Source organism: Winogradskyella pelagia (genome assembly GCF_017581965.1).
GTDB classification, from domain to species: Bacteria; Bacteroidota; Bacteroidia; order Flavobacteriales; family Flavobacteriaceae; genus Winogradskyella; species Winogradskyella pelagia.
In genome coordinates this window covers 34,620-51,424 of the sequence record NZ_JAGEVF010000010.1, presented here as the reverse complement: position 1 = coordinate 51,424, position 16,805 = coordinate 34,620, and the positions used below count along the sequence as shown (strand labels likewise).

Sequence of the window (16,805 nt, the reverse complement as noted above, 5' to 3'; positions counted from 1 at the left end):
TCTTGGGTACTGACATCTTTTTATTAAATATTTCCGGTCAAGATAAACCTGGCCTAACCTCTGGTTTAACAAGCGTTCTGGCTGAATACGGTGCTAAAGTTTTAGATATAGGCCAAGCAAACATTCACGACACCCTGTCTTTGGGTATTCTGTTTGAAATTAAATCCGGGAAAAAATCAGCTTCTGTACTCAAAGATTTACTTTTTAAGGCCTATGAATTAGGTATTACAGCAAAATTTACACCTATTAGCTCCGAAGGTTATGAAGATTGGGTTGGTCTTCAGGGCAAAGACCGTTATATAATTACTATTCTTGGAGAGCGCCTTTCTGCAGAGCAAATTTCCGAAGTCACTAAAGTAGTATCTGAAAAAAATCTAAATATAGACTCCATAAAAAGATTGACGGGACGTTTATCTCTAATAAAGCCAGAGGAATATCCGCGTGCTTCAATACAGTTGTCAGTAAGAGGAAGGATTGAAGATAAATCTTCTTTTACAGCAAGATTTGTTGAAATATCTAGAGAATTAGATGTGGATATTGCGTTTCAGGAAGATAATATCTTTCGAAGAAACAGGCGTTTAGTTTGTTTTGATATGGATTCCACCCTAATTCAAACAGAAGTCATAGATGAATTGGCCGAGTTGGCTGGAGTAGGTAAGGAGGTAAAAGCAATTACGGAAATGGCTATGCAAGGTGAAATAGATTTTAATGAAAGTTTTAAAAGGCGCATGAAACTTTTAAAGGGTCTTAGTGAAGATGTTCTTCATCAGGTTGCTGTTAATTTGCCAATTACTAAAGGTGCAAGGCGCTTAATAGATACTTTACATAATTATGGTTTTAAAACGGCTATATTGTCTGGTGGGTTTTCATATTTCGGAAATTATTTAAAGGAAAAATTAGATATAGATTATGTTTACGCCAATCAATTAGAGATAAAGGACGGTGTATTGACTGGCGGTTATGTAGGCGATATAGTCAATGGAGCCAAGAAAGCTGAGTACCTGAGGTTATTAGCAGAAAAAGAAGGCATTGATATTGCGCAGACCATAGCTGTTGGTGATGGGGCCAATGACCTCGAAATGCTTGATGTAGCAGGTTTGGGTATAGCATTTCATGCAAAACCTAAGGTTAAGGATAATGCTCAAAGTTCTATCTCGAGTATTGGACTAGATGGTATTCTGTACCTTCTAGGTTATCACGATCGGCATATCGATTTGTTATAAAAGCATAACCAGCTAAATTCTGTTGGTTACACGGTTAATAAAACATTCTTAAAGGTTTTTTACTTCCTCTTAAATATGCTAATTTGGCATTATATTCGTTAACCTACGTATATCTATTATGTCAATGCGTTACACAGCCCTCATTCTGATTTTTTCGTTTATCCAGTTTGGTTTTTCTCAAGAGAAAGCATTTAATCCGTTGTTAACCGACGATAATGTGGAACAGCAAAAATGGGTAGACAGTTTATACAATACTATGACCTTGGAAGAGCGTATAGGTCAATTGTTCATGATTCAGGCTTTTTCTAACAAAAGTGTTAACCATAAAAATCAAATTGTAAATCTTATAAAAAATAAACATATTGGTGGTATTATATTCTCAAAGGGAGGGCCGTATAGACAGGCTAAATTAAATAATGAATTTCAAGCTGCTTCAAAGGTGAAATTACTCATTGGTATGGATGCAGAATGGGGATTAAGCATGCGCTTAGATTCTACTTATGCCTTTCCATGGAACATGACATTAGGAGCTGTGACTGATGCTAAGCTCATTGAAAGAACAGGTCAGCACATAGGTGAGCACTGCAGGCGGTTAGGTGTGCACTTTAATTTTGCTCCTGTTGTTGATATCAATACCAACCCTAAAAATCCAATTATTGGTAACCGTTCTTTTGGTGAAGATAAAATTAATGTTACCCAAAAATCCCTAGCCTTTATGAAGGGGATGCAAAACGCTGGAGTTTTGGCAAATGCAAAACACTTTCCCGGGCACGGCGATACAGAAGATGATTCCCATAAAACACTTCCAACAGTTTCATTCAATAAAGAACGAATAGATTCCGTAGAACTTTATCCTTACCGCACTTTAATACCAAAGGGACTATCGAGTATCATGGTAGCTCACCTTAACGTACCTAGTTTAGAGACAAGAAGTGGTTTTCCTTCTTCATTGTCTAAGTATATAGTTACTGATATTTTAAAGGATAAACTTGGCTTTAACGGTTTAATCTTTACAGATGCATTAACAATGAAGGGCGCTGCAGATTACATAGAAAAGGATGTTGATGGTTTAGGAGCTAAATCACTCAAAAAAGGTGGTGAGATTGATTTAATGGCATTTTTAGCGGGAAATGATGTTATGCTTATGTCAGAAAATCCAGAAAAAGGAATAAACGCATTCATTGAAGCTTTTAAAAGTGGCGTTATTAGCGAAGAGCGCCTTTCACATTCTGTAAAGAAGATTTTAATGGCTAAATATAAAGTTGGCCTTAATGAGTACAGTCCAATTGGCTTGGCTAATTTGAGTAAGGATTTAAATCGTCTTAAAGACGATATTCTTTATGAGGAACTCATGGAAAATGCAATAACAGTGGTAAAAAACAAAAGTTCTTTGTTACCGCTCCGAGAACTAGAAACCAAGAATATTGCCTATGTGTCGTTAGGAGATGACGATGGGTCTATATTTTATAATGAACTCAAAAAATACACAAAGGTTCACCATATCAAAGCGGAACAGCTAGATGGTTTGATTACAAAATTGCAAAATTATAATACAGTGATTATTGGATTTCATAAATCAAATGAATCACCTTGGAAAGGTTATAAATTCACCCGTAAGGAAATGGGTTGGCTTTATGAAATTGCAAGAACCAATACTGTGATCCTTGATGTTTTTGCCAAACCTTACGCATTAAACGACTTATTGTCTTTAGAAAATGTAGAGGGTATTGTAATGAGCTATCAAAACAGTCCTATGTCGCAACAGAAGTCTGCTCAGCTTTTATTCGGTGCTATTGGAGCAAAAGGGAAATTGCCAGTTAGTGTTGGTCAGTTTTTCCCTGTCGGTTCGGGTGATTCGTTTACGGCAATAAATGCCTTAGGTTACACTTTGCCAGAACGTGTTGGAATGGATTCTAAAAAGTTAGCGAAACTAGATTCTGTTGCCGATTATGCGATTTCAAAAAAAATGACTCCAGGTATCCAGCTCTTAGTAGCAAGAAAAGGAAAGGTTGTCTATAACAAGAATTTTGGATTCCATACTTATGCTAAAAAAAACAAGGTTGATTTTGATGATGTTTATGACGTAGCATCATTAACTAAAATATTGGCCACCTTACCCGTATTGATGGAGTTGGAGCAACAAGGGTCAGTGTCCTTGGATTCCAAATTGGGTTCATTGATGTATGACTACAAGAACACCAATAAAAAGGACATAACATTAAAAGAAATGTTATCGCATTACGCACGTTTAAAGCCTTGGATTCCCTTCTACTATGCAACTTTAGATACGGTAACTAAGAAACCTGACGTAAAATATTACCGACAAAAACCTTCTAAAAATTTCAGTATTGAAGTTACAAACACACTCTTCATGCGAAATGATTACCAAGATTCTATTCAAAAAATAATTAGGGAAAGCGACCTTCTCTCAAGATTGAGGTATCGTTACAGTGATTTACCTTATTACATTTTAAAAAACTATCTAGAAGGATTCTATGATAAATCACTACACGAAATAACTCAAGATCGTTTTTATAAGTCGCTTGGCGCAAATTACACCACCTATAATCCAAGGGACAAATTTAGTTTAAGGGATATTGTTCCAACAGAGGTGGATAATTACTACCGATATAAAAAGGTGCATGGTTATGTGCATGATATGGGAGCGGCAATGCAGGGTGGTATTGGCGGGCATGCAGGAATATTCAGCAACGCCAACGATGTTGCAAAAATTATGCAAATGTATTTGCAAAAGGGATATTACGGTGGTAAGCGCTATTTGAACCCAGAAACTATAGATAAATTCAACGAATGCCATTATTGCCATGCAGATAACAGGCGTGGTGTAGGTTTTGATAAGCCTCAGTTGGGAGAGGAAGGTCCGACCTGTGGATGTATTTCAATGACAAGCTTTGGCCACTCTGGCTTTACAGGCACATATGCTTGGGCAGATCCAGAAGAACAAATTGTATATGTTTTTCTCGCCAACAGAACATTTCCTGAAGCGGGTAAAAACTTGCTGCTAAGAGAAAATATAAGAACTGAAATACAAAGAATGATTTACGAATCGGTGATTGAATAGCGAATAAGAATATTACGTTAAAATTTACTTGGTTTGTCAACATTTAAATAACTTGCTTCCGCATACACAGTAATAATTATTATGAAAATAGGTATTGTTTGCTATCCAACATTTGGAGGAAGTGGCGTTGTTGCTACAGAACTTGGACTTGAGTTGTCTAAGCGTGGTCATGAAATCCATTTTATAACCTACAGTCAACCCGTTCGTCTAGAATTATTGGGTAATAACGTTCATTTTCATGAGGTGCACGTGCCAGAATACCCTTTATTTCACTACCAGCCCTACGAATTAGCTTTATCTAGTAAATTAGTGGATATGGTAAAGCTTCATGGTATTGAACTTTTACATGTGCACTATGCTATACCTCACGCTTATGCGGCTTATATGGCACAGCAGATGTTGTTAGATGAAGATGTTTTGGTGCCAATAGTTACCACCCTTCATGGAACTGATATAACACTTGTTGGAAGTCATCCATTTTATAAACCTGCTGTTACTTTTAGTATTAATAAGTCAGATGCAGTGACCTCAGTATCACAGAGTCTTAAGGAAGATACAATGAGGCTTTTTGAGATAGAGCGGCCAATCCATGTGGTACCTAATTTTATCGACTTAGAAAAGCATCTGGGTAGTTTTACAGATTGCCAACGTGCCATGATGGCTGAAGATAATGAACGCATTATTACGCATATCAGTAACTTTAGGGAGGTTAAACGTATTCCGGATGTTATCAAGGTATTTAATGAAGTGCAAAAAAAGTTGCCTGCTAAATTGATGATGGTAGGAGAGGGTCCAGAAAAGGAAGCCGCAGAATTGCTAGTTGATGAGTTGGGCATAACGGACCGCGTAGTGTTTTTAGGAAATAGCACCGAAATTGATAGAATACTCTGCTTTAGCGATTTATTTTTATTACCATCTGAAACTGAAAGTTTTGGTTTAGCAGCATTAGAAGCCATGGCAAGCAGTACACCTGTAATTTCATCCAACACAGGTGGTTTGCCCGAGGTTAATATAAACGGATTTTCTGGTTTTTTAAGCGATGTTGGAGATGTTGAGGCAATGTCAGCCAATGCTGTTAAAATCTTAAAGGATTTAAAAACACTGGAAAAGTTCAAGGGCAACGCTAAAGCACAATCTTCCAAATTCGATATTCATAGAATAGTTCCTATGTACGAAGCTATATATGAGGAAACCTTAAAAAGTTTTCTTGTGGTTTAGCTTTCTAAAAGAAGAGCCTTTAATTCTTTGTATGTAGCAATTTTAATACTTGATTTAGGCTTATCCATTATTGCCCTAATTTGTACAGGTATTTCAACTTTGTTTTGTATAACACGTTTTACAACATCTAAAAATTTAGTTGGGTGTGCTGTTTCTAAGACAACGGTATGAGCTTTTGGATTCTTTTTTAGGTAAGCTTTAGCTCCTAAATAACCAATGGCGCCATGAGGGTCTGCGATGTAATTATGAGCATTAAATAATTCTAATATTGCTCCTTCGGTTTCAGTATCCGAAAAACTAAAAGTGGATAAATGCGATTTTAAATCTTCAAATGAATTGTTATATAATTCTTGAATTCTAACAAAATTACTTGGATTACCAACATCCATGGCGTTACTAAGAGTTGCCATTGAAGGTTTTGGATTGTACGTTTTTGTATCCATATACCTTACCACAGCATCGTTGGCATTATTGGCTGCTACAAAGTGCTCTACGGGTAAGCCAAGTTTTTGGGCCACCATGCCGGCGCAGATATTACCATAATTGCCACTTGGCACACAGAATACAATATCATCGTATTTTGGTTTTAATGCTTTATAGGCAAATAAATAATAGAATAATTGAGGTAACCACCGAGCGATATTAATGGAATTTGCTGAGGTTAATTGCATGGTAGAAGTCAGGTCTGTATCAACAAAAGCACGTTTTACCATATCTTGGCAATCATCAAATACACCATCTACTTCTATAGCGGTTATGTTTTTACCCAGAGTGGTTAATTGTTTTTCTTGAATTTTACTGACCTTACCACTAGGATAGAGAATAACAACATTAACTCCTTTTACGCCTAAAAAACCATTGGCAACAGCACCGCCTGTGTCGCCTGAGGTAGCAACTAACACAGTGACTTCATTATTGTTATTTCGGTTAAAAAAGCCAAGACAACGCGCCATAAATCTTGCTCCTACATCTTTGAAGGCCATAGTTTGCCCATGAAATAACTCTAAAATAGATATTTGGTCGTTAAGGTTTATGATTGGGAAATTAAAATTTAGGGTTTCTTCAATTATTGATTTGAGAATAGGTTCGGGTATTTCTGTACCAACAAATTGCTTAATAGCTTCAAAGGCTATTTCATGATTAGTTTTATGTGCAATAGTTGCGAAGAAGGCTTTAGGAAGAGGACTGATTTCCTTAGGGAAATATAAGCCTTTGTCAGGGGCTAATCCTCTTATAACTGCATCTTTAAATGTAGTTTCTGGTGCTTTTCTATTTAGAGAGTAATAGGTCATTTTATAATTTTAATTCCTTCCGTATTGATTTTTGAAACATGGGTATCAAATGGAATTGATGTTGATTCATATATCATAAACATAGCATCTTCCACTTTTTCTGCAACTTTAATGCCTTGGCTTAGTGTATAGATTGATGGCCCAGAACCAGATATACCGCAACCCAAAGCACCTGCTTTAATGACTTTTTCCTTTAGAGTGTCAAAATCAGGGATAAGAGACTTACGGTGAGGTTCAACGATGACATCGTTTAAACTCAAAGCGATTAAATCATAATCTGAGGTATGCAACGCATGTACTAAACTTCCGAGGTTGGCCCATTGGGTAATACTATCACGTAATGGTACTTTTTGTGGAAGTAGAGCTCTCGCATCGGAGGTTTTAATTTCAATTTGTGGATGAATTATAGTAGCATATAAATCTTTTGGTGTCGGCAGTTCAATGATATGAAGAGGATGTATTGATTTTACTATGGTAAACCCTCCAAATATTGCAGGAGCCAAATTGTCAGCATGTTCTGCTTTGCTCGCAAAAGCTTCCCCTTTCATGGCAAAAGATGTTAGCTCTGTTTTATTTAACGGATCTCCTAAGAGTACATTCATGCCAAAAACACTACCCGCTGCACTGGCAGAACTGCTTCCTATACCACTGCCAGGCTTGATTTTTTTATGTATTTCAATTTCAAAACCACATTCTGGTTTAAGTGTGTTATACATGGCTAAAGCAGATATACCCGCTACATTTTCTGTAACCTTATAGGGTAAATCATATCCTGTTATTTTGGTAATCCTTATACCTCTTTCGTCAGTTTTTCTTATCACCATTTCATCACCAACGGTATCTAAACAAAACCCTAGGACATCAAAACCACAGGACACGTTTGCCACAGTGGCTGGAGAAAATAGTCTTATCTCGTTAAGCTCCATTATTTAGTTATTAGCAATTCTAATAATATCTGCAAATAAACCAGATGCCGTAACATCTGCTCCGGCACCAGCACCTTTTATTATCATCGGTTGTTCAGGATAAAGTTCTGTATAAAACATTACAATATTGTCTTTTCCCTCTAAATTGTAGAAAGGATGTCCTTTAGCAATTTCTCTTAGACCAACTTTTGCTTTTCCATTTTTAAATTCTGCTACAAATTTAAGTTGTGCATTGTGGTTAACGGCAGAATGGTATAAGGCTTGATAATGCCCTTCATCTTCGATTAGCGTCTTAAAAAAGTCTTCGACACTGCTAGCGTCCATAGCATTTTTTGTTAAGAAATTTTCTAAACTAACATCTTCCAGCTCCAACTCATAGCCACTTTCCCGGGCTAGGATTAATATTTTTCTAGCTACATCAACACCGCTTAAGTCAATCCTTGGGTCTGGTTCTGTGTAACCTTCTTCTTTAGCTTGTTTTACGACATCATGAAAAGCGGTTGTGGCGTTGAAATTATTAAACACAAAATTTAAGCTACCAGATAAAACCGCTTGTATCTCATTTATCCTATCTCCTGACGTAATTAGATGATTAAGGGTATCAATTACCGGAAGGCCAGCTCCTACATTTGTTTCAAATAAGAAGGCTGCATTATATTTTAAAGAAAGTGCTTTTAAGCTTTTGTAGTATTGTAATTTTCCAGAGCATGCAATTTTGTTACATGCAATTACAGAAATACTTTGCCTTAAATAATCAGGGTAAATTTGTGCTACTTCACTATTTGCTGTAATATCTATGAATACTGAATTACGCAGATTTAATTGAGTAGCATAATCTAAAAAGCCTTGTAGACTTGCTCGTTGTCCTTGATCTAGTTGCGTTTTCCAATCCTCTAGTTTTATTCCATCGTCATCAATTAGCATAGTTCTAGAATTTGATAAACCAACCACACGAAGGTTCAGTTTAAGATGTTTTTTAACGTAACTATGTTGTTGCTTAATCTGGTTTAAGAGTCTTTCTCCAACATTACCGACTCCAGTTATAAATAAGTTGATCTGTTTTGTTTTAACTTCAAAGAAGGTTTCATGTAAACTGTTCAGTGCCTTTTTTACATCAGCCTTAGCAATTACCGCTGATATATTTCTTTCTGAGGCACCTTGTGCTATTGCTCTAATATTAACATTGTTTTTACCTAATGTACTGAACATTCTACCGCTAATGCCCTGATGGTTTTTCATTTTATCACCAATAAGGGCAATAATTGACAGATCGGTTTCTACAATTATAGGTTCAAGTTTATTAAGTGCAATTTCATATTCAAAGGCTCCGTCAATAGCTGTTTGAGCTTGGTCTGCATCCTCATCTTTAATACCAAAACATATAGAATGTTCTGATGATGACTGCGTAATTAAAATAATATTTATTTTTTCTTGCGCGAGTGTTTCAAATAACCGCTTGCTAAAGCCTGGTACACCAACCATGCCGTTGCCTTGAAGAGTCATTAGTGCGATTCTATCAATATTGCTGATACCTTTTACGGGCAAACCGTCATTTGCAGAATTGTGCGTAATCGTTGTACCAAGAGCTTTTGGCTCAAAGGTGTTTTTAATGGCTAAAGAAATTTCTTTCTGAAGTACGGGCAATACCGTTGGAGGGTATAATACTTTGGCTCCAAAATGTGATAATTCAATAGCTTCTTGATAGGATAATTCCTTAATAGGTTTTGCTTGTTTTACCAATTTTGGATTCGTGGTGTACATGCCACTAACATCGGTCCATATTTGTAACTGGGTTGCATTTAGTGCTGCGGCTAAAATAGCTGCAGAATAATCTGAGCCTCCACGACCAAGGGTCGTAGATTCTTTATGTACTGATTTGGCAATAAAACCTGGTAGTACAGTAATATCTGCTTTATTTCTTTTAAAACAAAGGTCTATATTTAAATTTGTGAGCTCAAAGTCTACATTAGCATTAGTAAAATTATCATCGGTTATGATGAGCTCTTGAGCATTTTTAAATTCAGCGTTAAAGCTTCTTGATAAAAGGGTGTGATATATTATTGTAGATGATAATAATTCGCCAAAACTCAATAATTTGTCAGAGGTTTTTGGTGAGATTTCATTTATTAAAAATATACCATCAAGTAATTGTTTGAGTTCGTTGAGCTTAGCATTTACCAATTTTTTAATAGTGTCGCTGTCCTTTTCCTTTAAAAAAAGTTCTTCTACTACCTTGTGATGAATACTTGAAATTTCAATAAAGTCATCTTCATAAGACGCTTTACCGTCACATGCCTTTTGAGAAGCACGTATTAATTTATTGGTAATTCCACCAATTGCAGAAACAACAACCACAGTCTGAGTTGATGGACTCTCTAATTTTAAGATGTCTAAAACCTTATTGATATTTTCTGCGGAACCTACTGAGGTCCCACCAAATTTGAGAACTTTCATAAGAATAATTTAAAAAAAATACGAATAGAAAAGGGAACGACGGCAACTTAACGAATAACCCATCGGGTTGTCATGGTCGTCATAAAATACATCAAATCAGTAGAAAAATTTGACGTAGTAATGGTATTGAAGGTTATGTTTATTTTTTTCTGCATTACCTGTCAAATGTATTATTTTTACGAGAATAAAAAAATATTTCTGTACCTAAAGTTTCAACTTTATTACCAGCAATTTAGAACCTTATTTCTTGCATGAAAGTATTCTCAAAAGAACAGATTTACGAAGGAGATCGATTAACTACAGAGCGCCAAAATATTTCCTCTACCGACCTTATGGAAAGGGCAGGAACTCAGATTTTTAATTGGATGCATTTGAGGATGCAAGGAGCTCAGGTCCCTATCCATGTCTTTTGTGGTATTGGTAATAATGGAGGGGACGGACTAGTTTTGAGTCGTCAATTAATTATTCATGGCTACAACGTAAAAACTTACATTGTAAACTACAGTGAAACACGATCTAAAGATTTCTTAATCAATTATGATCGAATAAAGAATACAACTAAGGATTGGCCGACGGTATTGACTTCTTCCAATGATTTTCCGTTAATCAATCAAGACGATATTATTGTAGATGCAGTATTTGGTATAGGCTTAAATCGTCCGCCAGCCGATTGGGTCAAAGACCTCTTTCTTAAGTTTAGGGCATCCAAGTCTTTTACCTTGTCCATTGATATACCTTCTGGTTTATACACAGACAAAGTCGTTAATGATACTGAAGCCGTAGTCTATGCCAATTACACCTTAAGCTTTCAATCACCCAAATTAGTTTTCTTTTTGCCCAATACGGCCAAATATACAGTACAGTGGGAGGTCTTAGATATTGGTATAGATAGAGATTACTTAATCCAAACAGAGGCAGCTGTTGAACTCATTTCTAAATATGAAGTTTTACCCTTTTATCAACCAAGGGATAAATTTTCACATAAAGGACATTTTGGCCATGTTTTAATGATTGGTGGTAGTTTTGGTAAAATTGGTGCCGTACATTTAGCAAGTCGCTCGGCATTAATAGCCGGTGCAGGCATGGTTACGGCGTATTTACCTACTTGTGGTTATACAAGTTTACAGTCTGCTTTACCTGAGGTTATGGTAGTCTGCGATAAAGGCGAAAAGCAAATAGAATCTATAACATATGACTTTGATGCAACAGTTGTTGGAATTGGAGTAGGTATAGGAACCTCAGAGGAAACTATGAAGGCTTTTGAAGCTTTTTTAAAAACCAACAAAAGACCATTGGTAATAGACGCTGATGCTATTAATTTATTGGCGCAAAATAAAGCACTACTAAAATATCTACCCGTGCAGACGGTATTAACACCACATCCCAAAGAGCTCGAACGATTAATAGGAGAGTGGCATGATGATTTTGATAAGCTCAACAAAGTTGTTGAATTCTCAAAAGCACATAAGGTCATAATCGTTATTAAAGGGGCACACACAATAACAATAAACGGAAATAAAAAATACGTTAATACCACTGGTAATCCTGGAATGGCAACAGCTGGAAGTGGAGATGTCTTAACAGGTATCATTTCAGGATTAATAGCTCAAGGCTATGAGCCTTTAGCGGCTACCCTTTTCGGTGTTTACTTACATGGAAAATCAGGAGACATAGCTGTTGAGAGTTACGGTTATCAAAGCCTTATTGCGGGACATATTATTGATTCTTTAGGTGAAGCTTACATAGACCTATTTAAGCAACCAGAAGAATCTTCTGAATCGGCTGAAAACGACGAAAACAATTAATAATAATATTGAATAACTAAATCAATCGTATAATGGATAATTTCCATAGTATTTCATCAGAACCGTTAGATATTGTAACCATATATAATATTTTCAACGAGAACAAAAAGCTGAGATTGTCCGATGAGCTTACTAAAAAAATAAAAGATTGTAAGACTTATTTAAACAATAAATTAGCTAATAGCAAAGATCCAATGTATGGTATAAATACAGGCTTTGGGTCTTTATATAACGTAAAAATATCTAATGAAGATTTAACTAAACTTCAAGAAAATTTAGTGATGTCGCATGCTTGTGGCACAGGTGACCGAGTGCCTGAATCTGTTGTAAAGGTTATGCTTCTTTTAAAAATTCGTTCTCTGAGCTTTGGTCATAGTGGCATACAGTTAAAAACTGTGGAGCGTCTCATTGATTTTTTTAATAATGATATTTTTCCGTTTGTTTTTAAGCAAGGTTCCTTGGGTGCTTCTGGAGATTTAGCGCCATTGGCACATTTAGCTTTACCGTTATTGGGAAAGGGAAGGGTAGTGCACAATGAAACCGTTTATGAGGCCTCGGAAATTTTAGAGAAATTTGGATGGGAACCAATAAAATTAGAAGCCAAAGAAGGTTTGGCATTATTAAACGGTACCCAATTTATGAGCGCCTATGGTGTGTATCTTTTATTAATGTCACATAAAACCTCATATTTGGCTGATATTGTAGCTAGTATTTCATTAGATGCTTTTGATGGTAGACTCGACCCTTTTCACGACTTAGTTCATGCTATTAGGCCTCACCCTGGTCAGCGAAAAGTTGCACGTAGATTTAATGAATTGCTAAAGGGAAGCGAATTAATTGCAAGGTCAAAGGAACATGTCCAAGATCCTTATTCATTTAGATGTATCCCTCAGGTTCATGGAGCCACAAAAGATACTTTAGATTTTGTTGAGAAAGTTATTTTAACGGAAATCAATTCTGTAACTGATAATCCTAATATCTTCTTTGAAGAAGATTTAATACTATCTGGAGGTAATTTCCATGGGCAACCCCTAGCGCTGGCCTTGGATTATTTAAAGATTGCGATGGCAGAAATTGGTAATATATCTGAGCGGAGGATTTTTCAATTGGTTTCAGGTTTAAGAGGCTTACCACCTTTTTTGGTTGATAATCCTGGATTAAATTCGGGATTTATGATTCCACAATATACTGCTGCAAGTATAGTTAGTGCCAATAAGCAATTAGCGACTCCTGCAAGTGTAGATAGTATAGTTTCTAGCAATGGACAAGAGGATCACGTTAGTATGGGAGCCAATGCTGCAACCCAAGCTTTTGATGTTATTAGAAATGTAGAGCGCGTCATTGCTATTGAGTTAATGAATGCTTCTCAAGCTATAGAATTTAGAAGACCTCATAAAACATCACCTTTATTAGAATCATTCATAGAAGAATACCGAAAATTAGTTCCTTTTATCAAAGAAGATGAAGTTCTTCATGATGCTATTGAAGCTTCTATTCAGTTTTTAAAAGCTATAGATATTGAAATTGAAGAATTGTTTCTAAATAATTATGGACTAGACTGTTATTAAAAGAGAGATGCTTATTGTTTTACTAAGGCCTCTGCCCATTGTTTGGCCTCATCCAAGTCTCCGAAGATTTCAAAAGGTTTGCTAAAGAACATTTTTTCTATTTCAGCGTTGACTTTTGCCTTATAATCCTTTGAGACTACAGCAAAACCTCTTAAGTTTTTAATTTTTGCTGTTTCAAAATAGATTTTAGGATTAACAGAATAGGAGTTTATTCTATGTGTAATATATACAAATGGTGTATTCTTAAAATATTGATTAGTAACATCTACTAAAACATGGTTATGTTCTGGCGTAATGTCAACCCCCTCTTTCATAACTACAATGACGTAATTAGTATGAATGGTCATTTCGCAGAAATCATATGTTAGGGTTTTTTCCATGATTTTAGCCTTTAAAACTATTATTAAGATAAAAAAAACTCCTCATATAAAAAAGAGGAGTTTGAATTTTATTTTTATCTGTTCTAAGATTCTGTGGGTTTACTAGAACTTTTTACCTTAATTTTCAGTTCTTCATTTTTAGAATCAAGGTCCATGGTTATGGTATCACCTTCCTGGATTTTAGAATTAATAATTTCTTCAGCAAGTGCATCTTCTACGTACTTTTGGATAGCACGTTTTAGAGGTCTTGCACCATATTGTTTGTCAAATCCTTTATCTGCAATATATTCTTTGGCTTTAGCTGTTAATTTAAGCTCGTAGCCAAGGTCTTTGATGCGTTCTATTAATTTAACTAATTCAATATCAATAATTTTATTAATATCTTCTTTTTCTAAGGTATTAAAAACAATTACATCATCTATTCTGTTTAAAAACTCTGGTGCAAATGCTTTTTTGAGAGCATTCTCAATAATCCCTTTCGCATGATTAGACTCTTGAGCTTCTCGTGCAGCAGTACCAAACCCAACACCAGTACCAAAATCTTTCAGTTTTCTAGCACCAATATTGGACGTCATAATGATTATAGTGTTTCTAAAATCAATTTTTCTTCCTAAGCTATCCGTGAGATAACCGTCATCCAATACTTGAAGCAACATGTTAAAAACGTCGGGATGCGCTTTTTCAATTTCATCTAAAAGTACCACGGCATATGGCTTACGTCTAATTTTTTCAGTTAACTGTCCGCCTTCCTCATAGCCTACATAACCTGGAGGTGCACCAATTAATCTAGATATAGCAAATTTTTCCATGTATTCGCTCATATCAATTCTAACAAGCGCATCGTCACTATCAAACAATTCCTTAGCTAGAACTTTAGCGAGTTGTGTTTTACCAACGCCAGTTTGACCTAAGAAAATGAAAGATCCTATGGGTTTATTTGGGTCCTTAAGACCAGCTCGATTTCTTTGAATGGCCTTTACAACCTTAGCTACTGCTGTATCCTGACCAATAACCTTGCCTTTGATTAGCTCTGGTAACTGTGCTAATTTATTTATTTCAGTTTGTGCAATTTTATTCACTGGGATTCCTGTCATCATAGAAATAACATCAGCCACATTGTCTTCCGTGACAATTTCTCGATGTTGTTTTGTTTCTTCTTCCCATTTTTCTTGGGCAGCCATTAATTCTTTCTCTAAACGCTTTTCGTCGTCACGGAGTTTTGCCGCCTCTTCGTATTTCTGTTTTTTTACAACACTGTTCTTAGTTTCCTTTACTTCCTCTAACTTTTTCTCTAGTTCTATAATCTGTTTAGGAACATCTATGTTAGTAATATGAACCCTAGAGCCTGCTTCATCGAGGGCATCAATGGCTTTGTCCGGTAAGAAGCGCTCCGTCATATACCTGTTTGTCAATTTTACACAGGCTTGAATTGCCTCGTCTGTATAATCGACATTGTGGTGCTCTTCGTATTTACTTTTAATATTGTTAAGGATTTCTATTGTTTCTTCAACCGAAGTTGGTTCTACTATTACCTTTTGGAAACGACGTTCAAGAGCGCCATCCTTTTCAATATATTGTCTATACTCATCAAGAGTTGTGGCACCTATACATTGAATTTCACCTCGTGCAAGGGCAGGTTTAAACATGTTAGAGGCGTCAAGACTTCCTGTGGCACCACCTGCACCAACTATGGTATGAATCTCATCAATGAATAAAATGATATCGTCATTTTTTTCTAATTCGTTCATTACCGCCTTCATGCGTTCCTCAAACTGACCTCTGTATTTTGTTCCGGCTACCAAACTTGCCAAGTCTAAAGTTACCACACGCTTATTAAATAATGTACGTGAGACTTTACGTTTTACAATACGCAGGGCTAAGCCTTCTGCTATTGCGGATTTACCGACACCAGGCTCGCCAATCAATAAAGGATTATTCTTTTTACGCCTGCTGAGAATTTGGGATACACGCTGTATTTCTTTTTCTCTTCCCACTACAGGGTCTAATTTACCCTCTTCGGCTAAAATGGTTAAATCCCTACCAAAGTTGTCTAAAACTGGAGTCTTAGATTTTTTATTCGATTTACCTGTTTGGCTTCCGCCAAATGGGTTTTGCTTCGCATCATCTTCGTCATTTATATCATCGTCTGAATATGATTCTGATTTAGGTGCTTCTAGATAGTCGTCTTCGCTTGTTATCATTGATTTAAATTCTTCTTTTACATTATCGTAATCCACTTTTAATTTATTTAAAAGTTTTGTTGTTGGGTCGTTCTCGTTTCGCAAGATACAGAGTAATAGATGTGCCGTATTTATTGATGTACTCTGAAATAATTTAGCCTCAAGAAATGTTGTCTTGAGGGCACGTTCTGCTTGTCTTGTGAGATGTAAGTTCTTTTTTTCATTTGAGGCGGTAACAATATTGGGATTAGCAGGACTTAAAATCTCAACTTTACGTCTTAAATGGTTTAAGTCTACATCTAATGCACCTAAAATATCTATTGCTTTACCACTGCCATCTCTTAAAAGGCCAAGCATTAAATGCTCGGTTCCAATAAAATCATGGCCAAGTCGCAACGCTTCTTCTTTGCTGTACGCTATTACATCTTTAACTCTTGGGGAAAAATTATCATCCATATCTAAATTGCCTTTCTGCATTAAAAATAATAAAACATATGGTACTATATGTCAAAAACTATACCTTAAATATAAGGATGCAACTAATAGACTAAAAAACCTAAGTAAATCAAAGTGATTTAGCATTTACTTATTAACTAAAAAGATATCAAAAATTGTTAATAAAAAGTCTTAAAAAGACGGGTATGAGTTCCCTTAAACACTACTAAAATAAGTATATT

The 16,805-nt window shown here is 35.8% G+C and carries 10 protein-coding genes; 5 read left to right on the top strand and 5 right to left on the bottom strand.

All coding sequences use genetic code 11. The features are described from left to right. Positions 1-2 precede the first annotated feature (2 nt). The 3 genes from serB (at position 3) to bshA (ending at position 5,523) form a co-directional block, all read left to right on the top strand. Positions 3-1,223 (top strand): phosphoserine phosphatase SerB, encoded by a 1,221-nt coding sequence (gene serB / locus J4050_RS12220; RefSeq protein WP_208154873.1) that lies wholly within the window; start codon positions 3-5, stop codon positions 1,221-1,223. Between the two features lie 124 nt (positions 1,224-1,347). Beyond that, positions 1,348-4,305, top strand: coding sequence for a serine hydrolase domain-containing protein (locus J4050_RS12215; RefSeq protein WP_208154872.1), 2,958 nt, complete (start codon positions 1,348-1,350; stop codon positions 4,303-4,305). Between the two features lie 81 nt (positions 4,306-4,386). Next, a complete protein-coding gene (bshA, locus tag J4050_RS12210; RefSeq protein WP_208154871.1) occupies positions 4,387-5,523 on the top strand; it encodes an N-acetyl-alpha-D-glucosaminyl L-malate synthase BshA in 1,137 nt (378 codons plus the stop codon). Here bshA and thrC read toward each other — a convergent pair. Genes thrC through thrA form a run of 3 tightly spaced genes read right to left on the bottom strand, consistent with a single transcriptional unit; the run spans position 5,520 to position 10,195 of the window. Further along, on the bottom strand, positions 5,520-6,815 hold the full coding sequence (gene thrC / locus J4050_RS12205) for a threonine synthase (RefSeq protein WP_208154870.1): 1,296 nt from the start codon (positions 6,813-6,815) through the stop codon (positions 5,520-5,522). The genes bshA and thrC overlap by 4 nt on opposite strands. Continuing rightward, positions 6,812-7,741, bottom strand: coding sequence for a homoserine kinase (locus tag J4050_RS12200; RefSeq protein WP_208154869.1), 930 nt, complete (start codon positions 7,739-7,741; stop codon positions 6,812-6,814). The genes thrC and J4050_RS12200 overlap by 4 nt, the downstream gene beginning before the upstream one ends. A 3-nt stretch (positions 7,742-7,744) precedes the next feature. Next, positions 7,745-10,195, bottom strand: coding sequence for a bifunctional aspartate kinase/homoserine dehydrogenase I (thrA, locus tag J4050_RS12195; RefSeq protein ID WP_208154868.1), 2,451 nt, complete (start codon positions 10,193-10,195; stop codon positions 7,745-7,747). A 251-nt stretch (positions 10,196-10,446) separates the two neighbouring features. On the opposite strand from thrA, the gene J4050_RS12190 reads away from it, so the two are divergent. Together J4050_RS12190 and hutH are read left to right on the top strand one after the other, a co-directional pair. Continuing rightward, positions 10,447-12,000, top strand: coding sequence for an NAD(P)H-hydrate dehydratase (locus J4050_RS12190; protein WP_208154867.1), 1,554 nt, complete (start codon positions 10,447-10,449; stop codon positions 11,998-12,000). 32 nt (positions 12,001-12,032) lie between these two features. Next, entirely contained in the window at positions 12,033-13,568 is a 1,536-nt protein-coding gene (gene hutH / locus J4050_RS12185) for a histidine ammonia-lyase (RefSeq protein ID WP_208154866.1), read from the top strand. Between the two features lie 11 nt (positions 13,569-13,579). On the opposite strand, the gene J4050_RS12180 is transcribed toward hutH, so the two are convergent. Together J4050_RS12180 and J4050_RS12175 are read right to left on the bottom strand one after the other, a co-directional pair. After that, complete coding sequence (locus J4050_RS12180; protein WP_208154865.1) at positions 13,580-13,948, bottom strand: hypothetical protein; 369 nt, start codon at positions 13,946-13,948, stop codon at positions 13,580-13,582. Positions 13,949-14,031: 83 nt separating this feature from the next. Next, entirely contained in the window at positions 14,032-16,584 is a 2,553-nt protein-coding gene (locus J4050_RS12175) for an ATP-dependent Clp protease ATP-binding subunit (RefSeq protein WP_208154962.1), read from the bottom strand. Between the last annotated feature and the right edge of the window lie 221 nt (positions 16,585-16,805).

Excerpts from the sequence above, each read along its gene's own strand:
- J4050_RS12215 (WP_208154872.1), top strand. The coding sequence starts at position 1,348 with ATGCGTTACACAGCCCTCATTCTGATTTTTTCGTTTATCCAGTTTGGT.
- bshA (WP_208154871.1), top strand. The coding sequence starts at position 4,387 with ATGAAAATAGGTATTGTTTGCTATCCAACATTTGGAGGAAGTGGCGTT.
- thrC (WP_208154870.1), bottom strand. The coding sequence starts at position 6,815 with ATGACCTATTACTCTCTAAATAGAAAAGCACCAGAAACTACATTTAAA.
- J4050_RS12200 (WP_208154869.1), bottom strand. The coding sequence starts at position 7,741 with ATGGAGCTTAACGAGATAAGACTATTTTCTCCAGCCACTGTGGCAAAC.
- thrA (WP_208154868.1), bottom strand. The coding sequence starts at position 10,195 with ATGAAAGTTCTCAAATTTGGTGGGACCTCAGTAGGTTCCGCAGAAAAT.
- J4050_RS12190 (WP_208154867.1), top strand. The coding sequence starts at position 10,447 with ATGAAAGTATTCTCAAAAGAACAGATTTACGAAGGAGATCGATTAACT.
- hutH (WP_208154866.1), top strand. The coding sequence starts at position 12,033 with ATGGATAATTTCCATAGTATTTCATCAGAACCGTTAGATATTGTAACC.
- J4050_RS12180 (WP_208154865.1), bottom strand. The coding sequence starts at position 13,948 with ATGGAAAAAACCCTAACATATGATTTCTGCGAAATGACCATTCATACT.
- J4050_RS12175 (WP_208154962.1), bottom strand. The coding sequence starts at position 16,584 with ATGGATGATAATTTTTCCCCAAGAGTTAAAGATGTAATAGCGTACAGC.